At 49.4% G+C, this 20,574-nt stretch carries 19 protein-coding genes; all 19 read right to left on the bottom strand.

Going from position 1 to position 20,574, the window contains the following annotated elements:
• Nucleotides 1-193 precede the first annotated feature (193 nt).
• The 19 genes from FYJ53_RS04880 to FYJ53_RS04790 all read right to left on the bottom strand — a co-directional run bounded on the left by FYJ53_RS04880 (nt 194) and on the right by FYJ53_RS04790 (nt 20,572).
• Nucleotides 194-910, bottom strand: coding sequence for a hypothetical protein (locus FYJ53_RS04880; RefSeq protein ID WP_096920627.1), 717 nt, complete (start codon nt 908-910; stop codon nt 194-196).
• Between the two features lie 46 nt (nt 911-956).
• Nucleotides 957-1,517: a SipW-dependent-type signal peptide-containing protein gene (locus FYJ53_RS04875; protein WP_154557033.1), complete on the bottom strand. Its 561-nt coding sequence runs from the start codon at nt 1,515-1,517 to the stop codon at nt 957-959.
• Between the two features lie 33 nt (nt 1,518-1,550).
• Nucleotides 1,551-2,186, bottom strand: a complete 636-nt coding sequence (locus FYJ53_RS04870; protein WP_013381712.1) for a spore coat-associated protein — start codon at nt 2,184-2,186, stop codon at nt 1,551-1,553.
• Nucleotides 2,187-2,231: 45 nt separating this feature from the next.
• On the bottom strand, nt 2,232-2,867 hold the full coding sequence (locus FYJ53_RS04865) for a hypothetical protein (RefSeq protein ID WP_090413364.1): 636 nt from the start codon (nt 2,865-2,867) through the stop codon (nt 2,232-2,234).
• A 14-nt stretch (nt 2,868-2,881) separates the two neighbouring features.
• The gene (locus FYJ53_RS04860; protein ID WP_096920629.1) at nt 2,882-3,385 is read right to left on the bottom strand and encodes a signal peptidase I; all 504 of its coding nucleotides are present in this window, start codon (nt 3,383-3,385) and stop codon (nt 2,882-2,884) included.
• Complete coding sequence (locus FYJ53_RS04855) at nt 3,386-5,440, bottom strand: vWA domain-containing protein (RefSeq protein ID WP_154557032.1); 2,055 nt, start codon at nt 5,438-5,440, stop codon at nt 3,386-3,388.
• A 278-nt stretch (nt 5,441-5,718) separates the two neighbouring features.
• Complete coding sequence (locus FYJ53_RS04850) at nt 5,719-6,945, bottom strand: site-specific integrase (RefSeq protein WP_154557031.1); 1,227 nt, start codon at nt 6,943-6,945, stop codon at nt 5,719-5,721.
• A gap of 369 nt (nt 6,946-7,314) precedes the next feature.
• Complete coding sequence (locus tag FYJ53_RS04845) at nt 7,315-8,616, bottom strand: acetyl-CoA hydrolase/transferase family protein (RefSeq protein ID WP_058695326.1); 1,302 nt, start codon at nt 8,614-8,616, stop codon at nt 7,315-7,317.
• A 33-nt stretch (nt 8,617-8,649) separates the two neighbouring features.
• Nucleotides 8,650-9,201, bottom strand: a complete 552-nt coding sequence (locus tag FYJ53_RS04840) for a 2-oxoacid:acceptor oxidoreductase family protein (protein WP_013381719.1) — start codon at nt 9,199-9,201, stop codon at nt 8,650-8,652.
• Nucleotide 9,202: 1 nt separating this feature from the next.
• On the bottom strand, nt 9,203-9,955 hold the full coding sequence (locus tag FYJ53_RS04835; protein ID WP_013381720.1) for a thiamine pyrophosphate-dependent enzyme: 753 nt from the start codon (nt 9,953-9,955) through the stop codon (nt 9,203-9,205).
• A complete protein-coding gene (locus FYJ53_RS04830) occupies nt 9,939-11,006 on the bottom strand; it encodes a 3-methyl-2-oxobutanoate dehydrogenase subunit VorB (RefSeq protein ID WP_302822260.1) in 1,068 nt (355 codons plus the stop codon). The genes FYJ53_RS04835 and FYJ53_RS04830 overlap by 17 nt, the downstream gene beginning before the upstream one ends.
• A gap of 12 nt (nt 11,007-11,018) precedes the next feature.
• Nucleotides 11,019-11,243, bottom strand: a complete 225-nt coding sequence (locus tag FYJ53_RS04825; RefSeq protein ID WP_013381722.1) for a 4Fe-4S dicluster domain-containing protein — start codon at nt 11,241-11,243, stop codon at nt 11,019-11,021.
• Nucleotides 11,244-11,267: 24 nt separating this feature from the next.
• Complete coding sequence (locus FYJ53_RS04820; protein WP_096920767.1) at nt 11,268-11,942, bottom strand: ATP-binding protein; 675 nt, start codon at nt 11,940-11,942, stop codon at nt 11,268-11,270.
• Between the two features lie 127 nt (nt 11,943-12,069).
• Nucleotides 12,070-13,113, bottom strand: a complete 1,044-nt coding sequence (locus tag FYJ53_RS04815) for a Glu/Leu/Phe/Val dehydrogenase (protein WP_041689918.1) — start codon at nt 13,111-13,113, stop codon at nt 12,070-12,072.
• An 81-nt stretch (nt 13,114-13,194) separates the two neighbouring features.
• Entirely contained in the window at nt 13,195-14,529 is a 1,335-nt protein-coding gene (gene brnQ / locus FYJ53_RS04810; protein WP_013381726.1) for a branched-chain amino acid transport system II carrier protein, read from the bottom strand.
• Nucleotides 14,530-14,927: 398 nt separating this feature from the next.
• Complete coding sequence (locus tag FYJ53_RS04805) at nt 14,928-15,626, bottom strand: helix-turn-helix domain-containing protein (protein WP_038352786.1); 699 nt, start codon at nt 15,624-15,626, stop codon at nt 14,928-14,930.
• A gap of 234 nt (nt 15,627-15,860) precedes the next feature.
• A complete protein-coding gene (locus FYJ53_RS04800) occupies nt 15,861-16,460 on the bottom strand; it encodes an AAA family ATPase (RefSeq protein WP_041689919.1) in 600 nt (199 codons plus the stop codon).
• 10 nt (nt 16,461-16,470) lie between these two features.
• Nucleotides 16,471-18,342 carry an ABC transporter ATP-binding protein gene (locus FYJ53_RS04795; protein WP_013381729.1) on the bottom strand — a complete coding sequence of 624 codons (1,872 nt, stop codon included), beginning with the start codon at nt 18,340-18,342 and terminating at the stop codon, nt 16,471-16,473.
• Nucleotides 18,335-20,572, bottom strand: coding sequence for an ABC transporter ATP-binding protein (locus tag FYJ53_RS04790; RefSeq protein ID WP_154557030.1), 2,238 nt, complete (start codon nt 20,570-20,572; stop codon nt 18,335-18,337). The genes FYJ53_RS04795 and FYJ53_RS04790 overlap by 8 nt, the downstream gene beginning before the upstream one ends.
• Nucleotides 20,573-20,574 lie beyond the last annotated feature (2 nt).

Genomic DNA, 20,574 nt, shown 5'->3' with positions numbered 1-20,574 from the left:
GACAGCCGGGAAATGGCGCTTTCCCTGGGTCATTCCTTTTTTAAATGCTCACTTCACTCTCCCGTGAGCTGTTCACACATCTACAAAACCTTTTATTTCCACTGGCCCTTTCCACCAGTCTTTCTCCAATCTCTTCAGACGGCCAGCCTGCTCCGCTCCACTGAAGCATTCCGGCCATCTCTCGCGCGCTTTTTTAACGTTTTTTTCGTTTAACCATAACGCCCGAAACGCTTAATAATGCCAGCAAAACCAACAGATAGGCAGCACCCATACTGTCAAGCTGTCCAAACAGCCCTGTAGACGGCGCGCCGCCAGACCCCTCGGTTTTTGAACCACTCTGCGCAACATCACAGATAAAGACCCAGTGCACCCGTCCCAGGGCTTCCTGGTATTTATTCTCAAGATCCCCCGGAACCGTCAGTGTCGCGTCGATAATTCCCTGGTCATTTTTGGTGTACTCGCCAATGAAAATATCATCCTTTAAGGTCCCCTGGCCGCTGGTTTCCGGCAGCCCGGAGGCCGGCCCGTTATAGATGGTCCGGACGTTTCCGTCAGCGGTTGTCAGGTCCAGATGCAGTCTCAGGCGGTTTAACAGTTCGTCGGAAAGCGCTTTTTCTTCTGGTGTGTCAAAACCTTCCGCCTCCGCTGCCTCGGCGTGCAGGTACATCTTCACATTGTTAAAGTCCTTATTGTTGAGCCAGATTCTCTGCTCCTGAACCTCGCCGGGCACCAGCTCCTTATAATTAAAGAACAGATCGTCGTCTGGCAGGCTCACAATTTTTTTAGCCTCACCGTCATAAATGACGTTGCGCTCATTCTCAGCCCTGACGCCCACGCCGCTTATTGCCAGCAGGGTCAGGACCGCCAAAAGCAAAACGGCTGCTTTTCTGGAAAATGTCATCACACTCATTCAATCACCCCTTTCCTCTGGTAATCAGGCTTATTTTAAGGTTCATTTATTCTCCCGGATAGGGCTCCACATGCGTGTCTCCCCAGCCGTCAATGACGCTCTCTGTCCTGTGGGGTGTAAAATGGTCGGACTGGACCGCTTCTGCCTGCACATTCACTGTAAAGGTTTTGTCCACAATTTCATTTCCCCAGGTTTCCGGGATGCTCAGCTCTGTAAACAGTGCTGGCGTGCTCTGCCCAACTGGCAGAACCGCCTGATAGTAGTAGCAGCCGTCTTCTGATTTTACCCAGTCTTTCTGAATTTCCAGCGCCTGCTCAATGTCAGCCATCTGGGCGTCGCTCAGCCCCTCGTCGTGGGTCAGGCGGATGCGTACATAGGCACTGTTTTTACCGGTATTGGTCACTGTTGGATCCTTGGGGTAAACGCCGCCGGGCACAACGCCTGTTGGCGCTTTCCATTCCGGCTCGGTCAGATCAATCCGCACGTTTCCCATGGTGATAATATTTTCAGTTTTCTTGGCATCTGTGAACCACGCCAGTGTCCCAGCTGCGATTAACAGCGCAGTGCACAGAACAGCAGTGATTCCGATGGCTCTTTTTTTATTCATGTTTCGCTCCTTTCAGGTTACTCGCGCTCATGGCTAAACTAAATCCGGAAAAGCTGCCTTAATGCAGTCCGCCGCTGTTTTGCCGCTCTGAACCTGTGCCAGGTAACCGGCCGCGTCGATTTGGAAATCCTTAATGTCCGCCGCGTTCGCGTTATCGTGCACGTTTACCGATTTAAAGACATCGCTGGTTTCGCTTCCAGCTTCGACTGCGGTATTATACACATAGACCACTGCCTTCCCATCCTTTGAGGTACCCAGCGCTGTCCATTCTCCGGTGTTAAAGCGGATGTCTGCAAACGCACTGACGGCGTCCAGCGCTGCCTGGCCCTCCGCGCCGTCACAGCTTATATCCAGACGGACAGCGATATAGGCCGGCTCCTTTTGCGAGGTGTTTTTCACCTGTGGATTTTTGGGAATGACCATGCCTGGCAGCATATCCTTTGCCATATCTCTGCCAAGGGGGGATGGCTGCGGGGTTACAGGGTTGTTGCCATAGTCAAGCCCATCCCAGTTAACCTCCTGTATGGCGCCTGAAAGGCCGGCCGTCGCCACAAAGGTGTTTTTCTTTGTGGCTGTCTGCGCGGTCAGCCAGGCCAGCACGCCGCCAACGGCAAGAATCCCTGCCAGTGCAATCGCACTTAATCCAATTGTCCATTTCTTTTTGTTCATTTTAAACCTCTCTTTCACTTTAAGGCCATTCCCAATGACTGGCCATTACTGAATGGGGATATCTGCACCCCATGTATCTTTTACAGCGCCCAGATCCGCCGCGTCCAGCGCGTCGGCCAGCACCTGTATTTCCAGATGACATCCCTCGGGCATTACAAATCCCGGAGCCAGTAAAACACTCTCCAACAGCTGTGTGGTGGTATCTCCTGGCGCTACCGGCGTTTTGTAGTAAAAATAGTCGCCCTGCTGCTGCCAGCCGCTGTCAGCCGTTCCCGGGCCAGACGCCGCAAAATTATAGCTTATCTGCCCCTCCAGGCTGATGCCGGTTCCCGCGTTATCGCTGTCAAAGACAATTCTGGGCACCAGCCGGACGCGGATATAAGCGTCTGTGACCTTTCCCTCCGGGTTATCATAGTTCTCAATCCATACCTTTTTAGGGACGGTGGCGCCACCCTGGATCGCTGCATAATTTTGCGGCGTTTTTTCACCAGTCTCCTGCCGGTCCCTGCCGCTGGCCGGGTCTTGTTCTAAGACTGTGATATTCACAATTTTTTTAGGGCTGAAAAGATTTTCCTTCACATTTGTGGTCGCGTTTAAAAACGCATAGGTTCCAGCTACCGCCGCCAGCAGCATAATACCAATGATACCGGCTGTAATGACACGGACTTTTTTTCGTTTCACGCATTCTCACCTCCTCATTTTCGTTTGGATGCATTTGTTTTCATCAGGCGTCCGGGCAAAAAGGCCAGGAGCACCAGGACCAGAAGGGCTGCCCCCAGAATCATTTTTCCCTGGGCCGACCCTGCCAAAATACTGACGTAGCCGGCAAGAGGAACACAGAACTGCGGGCTGCCCACCAGCCGGTCAAAGGACACAGTTCCCTGATCCTCAACGGCGTTGGCGTCCCCCTTTGTTTTAAAACTCTGGCTGGCCTCGTCCACCTGGGTCACCCGGTGTGTGGCCAGGGTTCTGCCGTCTGCCATATAAAAAGTAATGGGATCTCCCAACTTTACATCTTCCGCGGCGACCGGCCTGACAAAGATCAGGCTGCCCACTGGGTATTGCGGCTCCATGCTGCCGCTCAGCACTGCTAAAGGGATCCACCCCAGCAGGCGAAGGCCTGAAAGCAGCAGGATCATCAGACAGAGCAGTACTGTCAGGATGGTGGATAACATTTTTCGGATAACCATGGACTTCATTTAATTCACAAACCGGTTCAGGGCGTTGGCAGCATCCCCCAGAATACCAGTGTTCTGCTTTAAGGCATTGCTGGCCCTTATCACTGAGGGGGCCTTGCCTTCCTGTCCCTGGTAAGGCGCTTTGCCGTTAAGCTGGGCCTCTGTCGCAGTGCCGTTATCCCCTGAACCGCCCAAATAAAATCCTTCTGAGGGCTTATACACCGGGGCTGGAACATGCTCAAAGCCCTGGGTTAAATCCGTTAAATTGTATTTCCACGACCAGCCGCTCTCTTCCTTTACGGTGTAGTAGCCTTTTCTAAGGCCCCGAACGGTGTTTGTTTTCACCTTTGTATCCTCATTGGCCGCGAAGCTGATCACCTCATAGAAGGTATCCTGAACCGGCCCGGACAGCTCGTCCCGCCGCTCAATTTTAAAAACAAAGCTCTGGTTGGTGTTCGGCCGCGTATCAGATGTATATTGGGCGTCGATCTCTTTAGTAATATCAAGCTGCCCTTTTACCACATGCACTGTGTACTGCCCGGACAGGCTATCTCCCGCCACACTGACGTTTCCAGACGAGCTGTTGGTTGACGCCTCTGTCGGAGGGTTGACGGACTGCGTGACACTCAGCTTATAGACGGTGCCGCTGTCCGGTATTCTGTCCAGCTCTTCTGGTGTGCAGGGTTCAGGCTGCCAGGCCTTTTTAATGAGCTCCTGATTGTAGGGCGCATCAAAAACATCGCCGATAGATGGACGGATGTTCTCAGCGTCGTCCCAGCCCAGCATCATGGCTTCCAGGCCGGCTTCGTCTGTGACGCCGGTCTGCCTGAGCGAATCACCATAAAAAATGGTTTTGTCAACATCCTGGCTCTTCAGCTTCAGCCGTCGCACATTCACCGTCGGCGAAGCAAAGGGCGCCACCAGCACCCCGTCGACACTTACCCCTGAGCCGGCAGCGTTGGTGGGCACATTGTTATCCCCGATAAAGCTGTCTTTTGCCTTCACCTCAACAGAGGCCTGCCAGCCGTTTCCGGATAAATCTTTATCCGGCCATACGATGGTGGTGGTGCCGTCACCGTTTTCGGTATATGCGACGCCTGCGGTGTCAAAGGCGGCTTTCTGCTCAGCGGTCAGCTCAAACCGGCTGTCCAGCACGTCACTTACCGTTGCTGTCACCGCGATCTGGTGTGTGATGGCTTCAAAAATATCCTGCAGAGCCTGCGCAGTATCCGCGAGAGCCGCGCTGTGCTGTGAGTCAATATAGTTCAGGTAATCGTGAACTCTTTGAGACGACCAGCTTTTTAAGATCCCAATCGAGAAGATTTCAGCGCTTAAGGGGTCTCCTTCAAATTCCCAGTCTGGGTTATGGCTGGAGCCATCATCAAGGCTGCCGTCATAATCTCCAAATATTCTTCCGTCTCTTTTAATTAAGTCCTCCCCTTTAATAATCGAGGCGGTGCTCTCCGCTCTCGCCGCGATCTCTCTGTCAAATCCCGAGTAGCTGTTTGGTTCCCCATCGGTCAAAAAGATGACAAACTGCTTGTTTCCTGAATCCGCTGCGCCCAGCACGCTGTACGCATCCTCCAGTCCTAAATCTGACCGTGTGGCGCCACTGGCCCAAAGCTTATCAATGGCCCGGTTAAGGCTCTGGATATTTTCCTGTGTGTCTAGAGACGTCAGGCCTATATTGGTTTTGGAGTCGCTTGCGTAGCTCACGACAGAAACCTGGCTGGCCGGGGACTGCGCGCTCAGCTGGGTAATGAAATCCTTAGCGGTATCCTTCAGCACCTCCATTTTAGTCTGCCGGCTTCCATCGTAGCGCTCGCCCATGCTCCCGGACCGGTCGATAACCAGCACCACATCCGCGGCGCCCACCGCTGAAGAACTGGCCTTTGCGCCAAGGTTGATCTGGTAGGTTCTGCTTTCCCAGTCCTTCAGCGCGGCCGTCTTGGTGACCTCGATATTGGGGAATGACGGCTCCGGCGCTGCCAAAACAGAAAAGCCGCTGCTCCACAGCATGCCCAGCAGAGCGATGACTGCAATAATTTGTTTTCCTGTTTTTTTCATATTCAGCATACATCCTTTCCTCCAGAATATTTTTGAAAACGTTTATTGTCGTCGTTTGACGGATTTCGTTTTTTTATTCTGGATTTTTAAATTTTTTTGACAGCACCGTTATCTTGAGTATTTCTTAAAATGTTCGATATCCTCTTTTAAAAAATACAATTTGGTTATAAAATATAGGTCAGCTAACATAAAGCATTCGTGAAATATTTAAATTTCACGAGCTTTTGTCCTAAACCCTCTATTTCAGGCGCTTGGCGTATTTATGACCATGTTTTTGACCAAAATGGTCAGCTTGCAGACAGCTTCAGCATTTCCTGCTGATCCTGGCCGCTCAGTACATGAACATAAAGCTGCAGCGTCAAACCGACGTTTGAATGTCCCAAAATCCTGCTCAGGACAGAAATCTGCATATTTTTACTTGCTGCATGTGTCGCGAAAGTATGGCGCAGTGCATGAAAATTGACGTGGCGAATTCCGGCTTTTTTTAGAATACGCCTAAAGTAAAGCTGATAAACCCTGGGGTCGATGAAAGAATTTTTTCGATTTGTAAAGACGAATGTTTCTGAAAAATTTTCCCTGTGTTTCATGGTTTCATAATACTGATACAGCAGCTCATGGATTTCTGGATTCATGGGGATTGTCCGGTTAGAGCTGTAGGACTTTGTCCCTTCAAACACCATCTTGGTTTTCATGCCACTCTTCTCACTGTTTTTCACACGCTGAACCGAATCCCTGATTTGGATGACCTGCTCATCAAAATCAACATCCTTCCACCTTAAAGCAGCCAACTCCCCTAGACGAATGCCTGTCTTAAGGGCGAAAAGCACAGCTGTTGATTTTTTATGATCCCGAGAATTTTTCAACACAGCTTCGAGCTTTTGGGCCTCTTTCACATCAAGAAAAACTGGCTTTTTTATGGGCCTTTTAGGTAAAATAATATCGTCACAAGGGTTTTTATGGATTAATCCCTCTTTTTGTGCCTGCTTGAGGGCGGCCGAGAGAATGACAATGTGCCCGCGAACCGTTGAGACCGCTATTTTATTTTCTTCTAAGATTGCTTTTATATAATCCTGTATGGCATCTGGCTTCAGATTTTCCAGTTCGCAGTGCCCCAGCCGTGGCACGAGGTGCCGGTTGACGACATTGCTGTACCTTGTATAGGAGGACTGTTTGATCGTATATTTTTTGTATGACTCAAGCCACTTCCTCAGCCACTCCGCCAGCAGCGTTTTGGCCTTGTCTTTCTGGTTTTCGTCAAACTGAAGGTTCAAAACATTTTCAATAATACCCCTTTGATTGCTTTTTTCCTTTTCTTCCCGCAACAGACGCTGAAGCTGGACCTCCTCAAAAACTTTATTTTCTGCCTCCTCAAGCTTTAAAATTATTTCCTTGTAGGTTTTAGCATAAACGGAATGGTAGACAGCCTTTCCATAGACATTTTCATATCTTATTATATAGCGGCCCTCGTAACGGCCATCCTTGCGTTTATAGACATTTTTTCGATAACGTTTCATGATGATTCTACTCCCTTTCTGATTTCTGACCATATTCTGACCATTTTTTTTATAATTAAACAGATGAATAAAGCTCTATTTACTATCATTATCCATTTCCCTCTTTAATTATCTTAAAAAAAGTCTGGATTTATTCAATTATTGTGTTATAATGTTTACATGAAATAGATAGTATCCGTATTTTAATATTTGATGGCTGACAAAAGCTCGTGAAATTTAAATATTTCACGAGCTTTTTTAATGCTTTTGTTTCTTTTCTGTTTTTCTGTAAACCTTTTGAAGGCCGGTACTGTGCCATGGCGCGCGCCACCCAAAAAAAAAGATAATACGGCAAAACGCCGCATTATCTTTTAGAGAAGGATCTTTATTTTAGGACAGTATTTTCATTTTCCGCGCTTCTGCTTTTAACGCCTCCCTGAAATCAGGATGGGCGATGGCGATCAGCGCTCTGGTTCTTTCGGACAGGGTTTTTCCCCTCATCTCCGCGATACCGTATTCCGTCACGATGCGGTCCACATCGTTCTTGCTGGTTGTGACCACTGCGCCCTGTGTAAGCGTGGGTTTGATCCGGCTGACCTTGCCGTTGATGGCAGTGGAGGGGAAAGCGATAAAGCTTTTGCCGCCGGGGGACAGCCGGGCGCCTCTCACGTAATCGCTCTGGCCGCCAGTCCCCGAGATATGCCTGTTCCCCACAGATTCCGCGCACACCTGGCCCCAGAAATCAACCTCCAGAGCCGAATTAACCGATATAAAATCCGAATGCTCTGCGATCACCAGGGGGTTATTCACATAGTCCACTGGCAGGATTTCGATGGCAGGATTGTCATTGACAAAATCATACATATTCTGGCTGCCATAGGCAAATGTAGCCACAGAGCGTCCGGGGTGGATGGCTTTCCGGCTGTTGTCCACTGCTCCAGAGGCAATCAGCTCCATCATGCTGTCTGTAAAAAGCTCAGTGTGGATACCCAGGTGATGCTTTTTCTTCAGGGCCTGGCCCACTGCCTCGGGGATCCCGCCAATCCCCAGCTGAATGGTGGCCCCGTCAGGGATCTCCGCCGCGATCAATTTGCCAATGATCTGGCTGACAGCGTCAGGCTCTGAGGGCTCTGTTGCGGGCAGGGGGACATTGTTCTCGCACAGCGCGGTAACTTGGGATATATGGATTACGGGACCGCTGAGCGATCTCGGCATATTTTCATTGACTTCCAGAAAGATATGTTCTGCCTTTTTAAGCATGGCAAGGCTATTGGAAGCGGTACAGCCGGTAGAGAAGTAGCCGTGCCGGTCCATTGGCGATACCGTCGCGCAAAAGGCGTCCATATCAATATAGTTTTCAAACAGCTCGGGCATATCCCGGTAGTAGCAGGGCATCACATCCCCCACCCCAGCTGCCACGCCCTGGCGCGCGTATTTTCCCGAAAACCAGGAAACGCCCATCTTACCCATAAGCCTTTCGTCGTAACAGGGCATGGGCTGCACATCCAGGATGGTGTGCAGCTGGACGGTAAAATCCGCTTCCTGCTGAATTCGATTCATCACCGCGCTGTAAATGGCCGGCGGGTAGCCCAGCGCGATGTCGGAGCAGCACACCCAGCCGCATTCCATGAGGGCTGCGATTTCCTCTGGCCGCTTAAGCTTTTGCTTATATTGACTGATCACTGTTTTCATTCACACACATTCCTCTTACCCTTATGCCTTCGGCTACGCCAGGGCTCTGGCATAATTCTTTCCCTTTTCAAGCGCCTGCCGGTTAACGGGGATAAACTTCGCTTTACCTTCGCCGAACACCTTAGTAAAGGCTTCCAAAACCGCCTCCTCCGAGATGGTATGATCCACTTCCAACAGGGCCCCAAGCAACACCATATTCATGAGCTTCGGGTTACCCAGCTCCTTGGCAATATCGCTGGCTGGAACATAGATCGTCCGGATATCCGTCCGCTCCGGTTTTAAAGAGATAAGGTTCGCATTGATGATCATGGCGCCGCCCGGAGCGACCACATTCTCAAACTTACGGAAGGACGGCTCATTCATGACGACTGCGGACGAGGCGTTTTTCGTGACGACCGGAGATCCAATGGGTTCATCCGAAATGATCACCGTACAGTTGGCTGTTCCTCCCCGCATCTCAGGGCCGTAAGAGGGACACCAGGAAACCTCCTTGTCCTTTATCATCGCCGCATAGGCAAGCAGCTTGCCAACACTCAGAACCCCCTGACCTCCAAAGCCTGCAAAACAAATTTTCTTCGTTTCCATTTTACGACTCTGCCTCCTTGGTAATGTCTTTATAAACCCCCAGCGGGTAGTAAGGGATCATTTCTTTTTCGATAAACTGCATGGCTTTGACCGGCGTTAGCCCCCAGTTGGTCGGGCAGCTTGAAACTACCTCAATGAGTGAAAAGCCAAGCCCTTTTTTCTGAACCTCAAAGGCCTTTTGAATCGCCTTTCTGGCCTTCATCACATTAAAGGGCGAATTGACTGCAACGCGCTGAATGTAAGCGGCTCCCTCAAGGGTGCTCAGCATCTCTGACACGCGTATGGGGTTCCCGTCGATTTTGGGATCACGCCCACTCTGGCAGGTGGTTGCCTTCATGCCTGGCAGGGTCGTCGGCGCCATCTGGCCACCCGTCATCCCATAGATGCCATTGTTGATAAAAATGGTCGTGATCTTCTCACCCCGGGCAGCCGCGTGGATGATTTCCGCGGTGCCAATGGAGGCCAGATCTCCGTCCCCCTGGTAGGTAAAAACCGTATTATCCGGGTGTACCCGTTTAACCCCGGTGGCCGTAGCCGGCGCGCGGCCATGGGCCGCCTGGATGCCATCAGTATTGAAATAGCTGGTCGCCATGACCGCACAGCCAACCGGGACCACCGCAATGGCTTCCTCCAGCAGCCCCATCTCCTCAAGAACCTCACCGACAAGCCGGTGGACAATACCGTGGGTACATCCTGGGCAGTAGTGGGTCTTTGCCTCGGTCAGCCCCTGGGTGCGTTTAAATACAGTGGTCATTTTTTTCCACCTCCATCACAGATTTCGCAAATTCAACAATTTCCTCTGGCGTCAGGATCACACCGCCGGTGCGGCCGTAAAACTCGACTTTATGGATATCCCCGCAGGCCAGTTTAACGTCGTCCACCATTTGGCCAAGGCTCATCTCAACATCCATGATCTTCTTGACCGAAAGGTTTTTAAATACCTTTTCTGGGAAGGGCCACAGAGTCTTTGGCCTTATCAGCCCCACGCGGTAACCTTCCTCACGCAGGCGCTTAATGGCTGTCTTGACAATCCGGGCAGCGGTGCCGTATGCGGCAAAGGCGTACTCGGCGTCTTCCATCATAAAGCTTTCCGCCTGCTGCTCACTTTCCTGGATCTGCTCATATTTTTTCTGCAATTCAAAATTGGCGGTTTCCAGCCCCTCGGCTTCTAGGTCCAGGTTAATGACGAGGTGGCGCTCGCCCTTCCCTTTTCCGGTCATAGCCCAGTCCTTGGGCTTCAGTTCTTTGGATGGCCTGTAATTGAACTCCACAGGCTCCATCATCTGGCCGATCATTCCGTCGGACAGAATGATCACCGGTGTACGGTAATAGTCCGCAAGGTCAAACCCCTCCATGACCATATCCGCAACCTCCTGTACCGTCGACGGCGCCAGGACAATATTATGGTAATCCCCATTGCTGCCGCCCTTTACACACATGTGGTAATCGGCCTGGCTTGGCTGTATGCCGCCCAGGCCAGGGCCGCCGCGCATCATATTAACAATCACTGCCGGCAGCTCCGCCCGGGTAATATAACCGATCCCCTCCTGCTTCAAGGCGATTCCAGGTGAGGATGAGCTGGTCATAACCCGTGCGCCTGCTCCTGCCGCACCGTAGACCATATTGATAGCTGCCACCTCGGATTCGGACTGCACAAACGTCCCCCCGATTTTAGGCAGCTCTCTGGACAGATACTCTGGAACCTCGCTCTGCGGCGTGATCGGGTAGCCAAAAAAGAACCGGCATCCCGCCTCCATCGCCGCCTTGCCAACTGCTTCATTCCCCTTCATTAAAACCTTTGTCACTGCTATCCCTCCCTAATCGCATTTTTCTACTGTGATGGCCGCTTCCGGACACATCTTAGCGCAGTTCGCACAGGCGATACATTCGCCCATATCGGTGACCATACAGGGGTTATACCCGCTGATGTTCAGGCGTGTTTCATCCAGCGCCAAGATATCCTTTGGGCAGACGGACACACATAGTTCACACCCTTTACAATAAAATTCATCAATGATGACGTTTCCTTTGGCTCTTGCCATGTCTACTCCTCCATATTTGGTTTATTACATCCATTCTTCCCGCATGAAAAACTTCAGCGGCAGCCGCTCGCCAGACAGCCTCCCTGATACCCTGCCAATGATTTCTTCCATATAAGACGTATACCGGATGGGAATCCCCGTCCGCTTCGAGGCTTCCCTCAACACCGCGTCGCCAGCGACCAGATTTTCAAGGGTACTCTCTCTCACAAGGTTTGTATTGTTAATGAACCCCGTTACCTGAAAGCCTGAAGCGTACTCAAGACATTCTTTCTGAAAGAGGATTCCCTCCACACTCGCGGTATCCGGCCGGTTTACATTAACGACCATGAAAAAATCAATCTCGTCCCGGCTCAGAAGCGGCCTCAGGCGGGCCAGCGTGGTGGTGCCCACACTGTTTCCACCGAGGTCGATGATATAGTCACACGCTCTATCCTTTGCCGGTGTCCCAATCTCCGCTGAAACGGCCGGAAGATCACAGTTATCCTGCTTAATGGAGGACCCGATTACCCTCACGCCGTATTCCTCCAGCTCCTTACGCCTTTCCCTGGACCTGAAAAAAACATTGACAATGTCCAGATCTGCCAGTACAACCCTTGGTGCGTTTTTGCTCAGGGCAACTGCGTAATTGACCGCAAACTCTGTTTTTCCGCTTCCGTAATGGCCGGCAATGATTCGTACTCTTTTGTCTTTTTCCAACATTTTTTCACCTCCGCAGCGGCTTCAGCACAATGACCGGCTGCCCTTTTGCAAAACTAATGATTTTTATCCGGCAGGCCAGTAAAATTAACTGCTTCACAGGCCTGCCGTCAAGGCTTTTTAATAAGAATCAGGCGCGTCCCGCCTTGATGATATCCATTGCGTAGTGGTCTGCGGCCTCATAGGTTGTAATGCCCTTGTCTTTGGCATAATGGATGATGTTGAGGGTGGTGTCATAAATTTTATCAACCTTTTCTGTTACCTTGCTGGCGTCGTAGGGCTTTGTCACAATTTCTTCACCACAGTTGATAACACCGCCGGCATTAATGATATAATCCGGTAAATAGAGGATGCCTCTTTCTTCCAGCTCCTCGCCGGTCTGTGGGTCAACCAGCACATTGTTGGCGCATCCGCCTACAATTTTACACTTCAAAGCCTTGGCGTTGCCGCTGTTGATCACCGCGCCCAGAGCGCATGGGGCAAAAATATCACACTCTGCTGTCAGTACCTCGTCAGCGTTCAGCGGGGTGGCGCCAAATTCTTCAACAGCCCGCTTTACAGCGTCCGGATTAATGTCATAAACCTTCAAGATTGCGCCCTCATCGTGCAGCAGCTTTGCGACCATATAACCAACACTGCCAAGCCCCTGAACCACAACGGTTAATCCCTCGGCCGTGTCCGCGCCAAACTTTTCCTTGATTCCGGCTTTAATTCCCATAAAGGTTCCTCTGGCTGTATAGGGTGACGGGTTGCCGCCAATTTCCCGGGTGCCGGTAACATACTTGGTTGTCTCCTGCATGTAGGCAATATCCTGCGTATTGATATTGACGTCCTCAGCAGTATAATATCTCCCGGCAAGGGATTCAATAAAGCGGCCATAGGCCTTAAAAAACGCTTCATTTTTAAGCTTTCTCGGATCGCCGATGATTACGGCTTTTCCGCCGCCGTTCTTTAATCCACAGCCCGCATTTTTAAGGCTCATGCCTCTGGACAGCCGCAGAACATCATAGAGAGCATCCTCCTCGCTCTCGTAGTTCCACATCCGGGTGCCGCCGAGCGCCGGGCCCAGGGTCGTGTCGTGAATGGCGATAATGGCCTTTAAACCTGTTTCCTCATCCCGTGCGAATACCAGTTCTTCGTGTCCATAGAAATCCATCTTTTCAAAAATACTCATTTTTTCATACCTCCAAAACATAATTTTTAATAATAATATATAGATACCAGCGGCTCTTAATCCGGCCGGCATAGATATCCCTTAGATTTTTCCCTTTCGCACTGTCTCTGCGGGATCGGGCTCCGGGACAGATACTTCTGGGCTTACTTTTTTCTTGTCGCCCTTGATAAAATACCCGGCCACGCCGCAGATCACGGTTGGCAGCAGCCATCCGAACCCAAAGTGGTGAAGCGGTAAATAGTTGACGAACTGAAAGCCCAGACCATGATTGGCGGCTGTCTCCAAAACGCTGATCAAAAACGCGCCCAGCGCGGCCGCTTTAAAGACATTGTCATTTTTGATCTTGTCACCTACAATGGTTAAAATGATCAGTGTAAGGGCCGGCGCGTAGACAATGGACAGGACCGGCTCTGAAATGGCGATGATCTCATCCAGGCCGATATTGGCGATGACCGGTGAAATCACGCACACAATGGTGACAATGACTTTATAACTGACACGCCCTTTGCTTAACCGGGAGAAATAAGCCCCACTGGAGCTGACCAGCGCCACTGCTGTGGTGATACAGGCCAGCGCTACCACAATTCCAAAGATAACCATGCCGACATTTCCAAGAAGGTTTTTAATGATCTCAAGAATCAGTGTAGACCTGGAAACATCCACCCCATACATGGTCGAGGCTGTCGCTCCAAGGTGGGCCAGACCAAAATAAACAATCAGGAGCCCTGCCCCAGCAACCAGCCCAGCGCCTCCGATTACAGCGTTTTTGGCTTTGATCTCCGTATAGCCCTTTTCCTTGACCGTTTTTACAATAATAACCCCAAAAATCAGCGCTGCCAGCACATCCATTGTCTGGTATCCCGAGATGATGCCGCTGCTGATAATATTTGAGACCTTTGGCTCAGCCGCAATTGGCCCCAGTGGATCAATGATCCCCTTTATGATGACAATCATCAGCCCGATAAACAGAGCCGGTGTCAGGAATTTACCGACAATGTCCACCACCGATGCCTCCTTCACGCACAGCACCCAGATAAGCACGAAAAATGCGATCGAAGCAACCAGTGGATTTACCCCCGGAAAGATGGGCGAAACGCCCATTTCAAAGGTTGTCGCCGCAGTCCTGGGAATGGCCAGCATCGGGCCAACGCACAGCACCACCAGCGTCGACAGCAGCACAGCGGGTATCCTCCCAATGCGGCAGGTAATTCCTTCGATATCGCTGTCACATTTCAGCATGGCCAGGATGGCCAGCATCGCCAGTCCAATATCTGCGATGTAGTAGCAGATAAAGGCCGGCACCCACATAGACGCTGCCGTCATTCCAAGATAAGGCGGAAAGATCACATTCCCGGCACCGAAAAACATCGAAAACAACGCAAGACCAACAATCCACTTGTCTTTTCTTTGACTCATTTTACACTCTCCTCTTTAATCAGCGTTACAGGTCCGAATCTCAGGTGATTAAGGCTGCCTCATTGCAGCACTGTGTACGTCCGCTCCTCTTTTCTGATGATGGTTTTATTATATTCTCAGTATGTTTTTTCTGCAAAGTTGCTTAATATTCTTTAGAATCTCAATTTTTACCTCAAAAACTTCTTTATACGAAACTTTTAACCTGTTTTAATCTGTTTTTTGTATTTTTTGCTTTCTCAAGAAATCATTTTCACAAAAAAACAGATTTATATGAAAACGTATTATTTCCCTGACCTTTTTAAAAATCATCCAAAAAAATGAAAAAACCCAGTTAAAATAACACTTTTACCGGGTTTGTTAAATATTAAACATTTTACTAATTTTTACACTTTTCCCTTTTAAGGGTCAATCACAAAACAATGATCTTCTTTCAAACGTTTTATCTCCTCTTTCGACACGACAAAAAATTCCTCCAATTCCTTGCTGGTCATCAGCTCCTTTGAAAGAATCACTTTAATGGCGGTTGGACGCATGCTGTAATTGTCCATTCCCGTCAGAATTCCCGGAATCGCGGAAAGCTTTTTCATGGGGATGAAAAAAGATAAATACGCAATTTCCGCCTCACAGTAAAGGTTCTGCATGATGAAAATAATAAAATTATCCCGGATGTTCATGGAACCGTGATAAATCCCCTCGCACTTTTTATAGTTTTTAATATCTTCCGGCTGATAATAAAAGGTCGCGTAAATCTGACCGTTTGCCCGCTCTTCCCCAAGACGGATGTAAGAACAAAAATTTTTATGGCGCGACTGCTGGTAAAGATAAAAGTGGTCAATATTTCCCAGCTGGCTTTGAGTTACTTCCGTCGTCTTGTCTTCTTTCGGTATATCCAGAAGATGAGAGACCCCAATGTTTAATGTCGAGGCAATTTCAAACAAAGTTGAAACATCCATACCAATCGCTCCTGTCTCATATTTTGAGATTGTCGCCCGGCTCTTACCAATGGTTCGAGCCATTTCATCAATGCTGATCTTTGCCATTTTTCGATACATCCGAACCTGAGCCCCAATTTGCGCATTCAATGAATCCCCTGTCATAATCTGCTCGCCCCCTATTTCTAAAAATAAAAAAAACAAAACAAATAAGATGTTTATTTCTAGTTGAATTCTACACGATTAAAAGAAGGACTGTCAACCTTTATTTAGAAAAACAAAAAATTTCAGTAATTTTAACAAAACTTTAAGCATTCACATATTTTGCGAAAAATAAATTAAAATAAGAGGATATGGCGTTTTGCCGTATCCTCTCTGCATTGTCATTTTCCGGTTATTTCACTCCACAGCTTTTTCTAAAATATCCACACATTTTCCAATTCCAAGCCTGCCCGAATCCAGAATCATGTGGTAGCCTTCGGGGGCACTCCACTTTTTGCCCGTATTCGCATTATAGTAACAGGCGCGGCGTTTATCAAACTTTTTCAGCACAACTTCTGCGTTGGCCGCGTCCACGCCGTAGGTCTCCACCGCCCGTTTTACACGGGCCTCCCAGCTGCTGTGGATAAAAACATTCAGGACATCCTTTCGTCTTCTCAGGGCGTGGCAGGCGCACCGGCCAATGATGACACAGGGGCCTTCCGCTGCCAGATCATTGATAATTTCAGCTTCTGCCAGCCGCAGCGCATCGTTCTCCGGCAGGCTGGGCGTATCGCCTATCAGGTTTTTAGACAGCATGTAGACAGAGTAGAAGAAGCTGTTGGTTGGTGTTTCTTCCAGCTCTTCAAGATATTCGGGGGAAACGCCTTTCTTTTTCGCAGCCATCTCCAGTATTTCTTTCCCGTAGTAAGGAATCCCCAGCTTTTCTGCTGTCCGGTAGCCGATTTCCCGACCGCCGCTGGCATATTCCCGTTCAATGGTGACAATATTGTATTTCATAATTGTTTTTTTACGCCTCCTCTTCCACTTCAAACTGGCTGTTATACAGGTCTGCGTAGAAGCCATTTCGGGCAAGCAGTTCTTCATGGGTTCCCTGTTCAATGATATCGCCGTCCTTCATCACGAAGATACAGTCTGCGTTCTTGATGGTGGACAGGCGGTGGGCAATGACAAAGCTGGTCCGCCCATGCATCAGGTTATCCATGGCCTTCTGAATGAGGATTTCGGTACGGGTATCGACAGAGCTGGTCGCTTCGTCAAGAATCAAAATTTTAGGATCTGCGAGGATCGCACGCGCAATGGTCAGAAGCTGTTTCTGCCCCTGGGACACATTGTTGGCTTCCTCGTTCAGCACCATACTGTAGCCATCGGGCAGTGTTCTTACAAAGTGGTCCACCTGGGCGGCCACAGCGGCCTGCTGAACCTCCTCATCGGTAGCGTCCAGACGCCCATAGCGGATATTGTCGGCAATGGTGCCGTTATACAGCCAGGTGTCCTGGAGAACCATCCCAAACAGGCTTCTCAGATCGTTTCTTCTAAAGTCCTTAATGTTGTGGCCATCCACCAGAATCGCGCCGGAGTCTACATCGTAGAAACGCATGAGCAGCTTGATAATCGTGGTTTTGCCCGCGCCGGTAGGCCCTACAATGGCGATCTTCTGGCCTTCCTTTACCTGTGCGGAGAAATCATTGATAATGATTTTGTTCGGGTTGTAGCCAAAATGAACGTGATCAAAGGTGACATTCCCCTGGACATCTGCAGGTGACACCGGATTCTGCGGGTCCGGCACCTCTTCTTCCTCAGCCAGGAATGTAAAGACACGCTCAGCCGCAGCCATAGTCATCTGCATGATATTGGACATATTGGCAATCTGTGAGATCGGCTGGTTGAACTGGCGGACATACTGGATGAACGCCTGAATATCCCCGACGGAGATGCGGCCGTTAACGGCCAGATAACCGCCCAAAATACACACAGCCACATAGCCCAGGTTTCCAATAAAGGCCATAATAGGCTGCATCAGGCTCGAGAGGAACTGCGATTTCCAGGCCGACCCATATAAGTTGTTGTTGAGTCCCTCAAAGGTTTTGTATGCTTCCTCTTCGTTGTTAAAGGCCTGAACCACTGAATGGCCGCCATAAATTTCCTCAATATGTCCATTGATATGTCCAAGATATTCCTGCTGGCTGCTGAAATATTTCTGGGACCGCTTGACCACCAGTACGATGAACACAAAGGACAGTGGAATAATACACAGCGTTACCAGGGTCATCTGCCAGCTGATGGAGAACATCATGACCAGAATACCAATAACGGTTGCCACAGAGGTAATAATCTGGGTCAAACTCTGGTTAAGGGTCTGGTTGACCGTTTCAATATCATTGGTTAAAAACGACAAAACTTCGCCGTAACTTGTTTTATCAAAATACTTAAAAGGGAGACGGTTTATTTTCGCAAAGGTATTTTCACGCAGCTTGTAGGTGACTTTCATCGACACGCCTGTCATCAAAAATCCCTGGAGCGCTGAGAAAACAGCCGAGATAATATACAGTCCTACCAAAAACAGTAAAATCTTTGCGATACCTTCAAAATCAATGCCACTGCCGGTATTGGCGATCATATTCATCACGCCTTCAAAAATTTTCGTGGTTGCCTGTCCCAGAATTTTAGGTCCGACAATGTTAAAAACAGTTGAAGCGATAGCAAAGATCACGACAAAGGTCACGGCAACCCGATGGGGTTTCAGATAAGCTAAAAGTTTTTTAAGGGTACCCTTAAAGTCTTTTGCCTTTTCACCGCTCGCCATCACCGGCCCACGGCCCATGGGGCCACGGCGTTTTGGAGGCGTTGGAGTCGTTGCTTTCGTTACTTTATCAGACATTTCCTAATTCCTCCTTTGACAGCTGTGAGCTTGCGATTTCCTGATAGGTACCGCAGCTTCTCAATAATTCTTCATGGGTTCCCTTTCCGACCACGCGGCCTTCGTCAAGAACGATAATCTGTTCAGCATTCATAATGGTATTAATACGCTGGGCAACAATCAGCACGGTAGCCTCCTCGGTATAATTCTTGAGGGCCGAACGCAGGGATGCATCTGTTTTAAAGTCAAGGGCCGAAAAGCTGTCGTCAAAAATATAGACATCCGGTTTTTTAACAAGGGCTCTGGCAATGGATAAACGCTGCTTCTGCCCACCAGAGACATTGTCGCCGCCCTGGGCGATTTCTCGCTCAAAACCATCAGAATTCGCGTTAATAAATTCCATAGCCTGGGCGATTTCCGCCCCCTGGCGCACTTCCTCCTCGGTGGCCTCTTTGCGGCCATAGCGAAGATTGGAATCAATGGTTCCTGAGAACAGAACCCCCTTTTGAGGGACATAACCAACCTTGTCGCGCAGGTCGTGGAGAGAGGCATCTCTTAAATCCACGCCATCCAGCGTAATAGCGCCGTCGGTCACATCATAAAAACGGGGAATGAGGTTAATCAATGTTGATTTACCTGAGCCGGTAGAGCCGATAAAGGCTGTTGTCTGTCCTGGATCAGCCTCAAAACTAATATCATGGAGCACGTCCTCGTCTGCGCCCTCGTAGTGGAAGGAAACATGGTCAAACACCAGGCGTCCCGGCACATTCTGAGGGAAGGGCTTTGGATTTTTAGGACTTTTGATCACCGGGTCCACTGCCAGCACTTCTGCGATACGTTCGCCGGAAACAGCGGCTCTGGGCACCAAGATAAACATCATGGAAATCATCAGGAAAGACATGATGATCTGCATGGCGTACTGCATAAAGGCCATCATATTACCAACCTGCATGGTTGAGTCCGCGATCTGATGTGCGCCAAGCCAGATAACCAGCAAAGTGGTGCCATTCATAATAAGCATCATCAACGGCATCAGAAAGACCATTGTACGGTTGATAAAAAGGTTATTGTTTGTCACTCGTATGTTTTCTTTTTTAAAACGTTCACGTTCAAAATCCTGGTTCCCAAAGGCGCGGATCACCGACATCCCATTAAGGTTTTCACGCATGACCAGGTTCAGGCGGTCCACCAGCTTCTGAACAATTTTAAAACGCGGCAGCACCAGTGAGAAAGTCACTACAATCACTCCGACCAGCACAATGACCGACACAGCGATAATCCAGCTCATGGACGTGCTTTCCCGCAATGCCATAATCACCCCGCCAACCCCTAAGATGGGCGCGTAGCAGATCATTCGTATCCCCATGATCAGCAGCGTCTGCATCTGGGTGATATCGTTGGTGCTCCTCGTGATGAGCGAGGCGGTTGAAAACCGGTTAAATTCGGTGTTTGAGAAGGACTCAACCTTCTTAAAAATATCTCTGCGCACCACCTGTGAAAAACCAGCGGCTACCTTGGCGGCCAGCAGGCCAACACAAATGGCTGCGATAACACCAATCAGCGATAATCCCAGCATGATGCCGCCAATCTTAAGGATATACATGGTCTGTATATAGCTGGTGTCGGCGCCTAATTCTTTATAGAATTCCCTGACAAAAATGGCGCCTGTCTGCTGCTGGGTGGACTCTGGCGTCTGCACGGCCTTTTCTCTGGCGCTGTCGAACTGTTCCTTCGGCATCATTTTCAGCATAGGTGTCATTTCGTACAGCTTGGATAAATCCATGTCGTCAACGTTGGCTGTCATGTCCTCCTGGCTGGCTGTGCTTCCCTTCTGTTCGGCCATATCCTCTACGAAATTAATAAAAGTCCAGTCGGCCTCACCAAAGATGGCATCCAGCTTCGTGTAGGTATCCTCATCTGTGTTCCTGAGCACATAAGCACGCTCATTCTTCATTTCAGGATATTTTTTAATCTGTTTATCGGTCGCTGCCGAGGGCGTTACTTCCTCATAGGCCTCTGATACGGTTTTTTTCTGCTCATCGGTCATAAAGCTGGTGATAAAATCATATCCCTGCTCGCTGATGGCGTCTGGCGCGGCATGCTCGATCCCATTCTGCTGAATCCCCACATTGACAATATCGGACATGAAATTTGGCAGATTCAAATCCGACATTGCCTGGACAAACAGCAGAATAAAAGCCAGCAAAATCGAACCGATATAGGGTTTGAGATACTTTGCTAATTTTGTCATAT

The sequence above is a fragment of the Eubacterium sp. BL-380-WT-2B genome (assembly GCF_009696115.1).
Classification (GTDB): Bacteria; Bacillota; Clostridia; order Eubacteriales; family Eubacteriaceae; genus Eubacterium; species Eubacterium callanderi.
The sequence above is the reverse complement of the archived record's forward strand: the minus strand, read 5'-3'. Positions and strand labels throughout refer to the sequence as shown.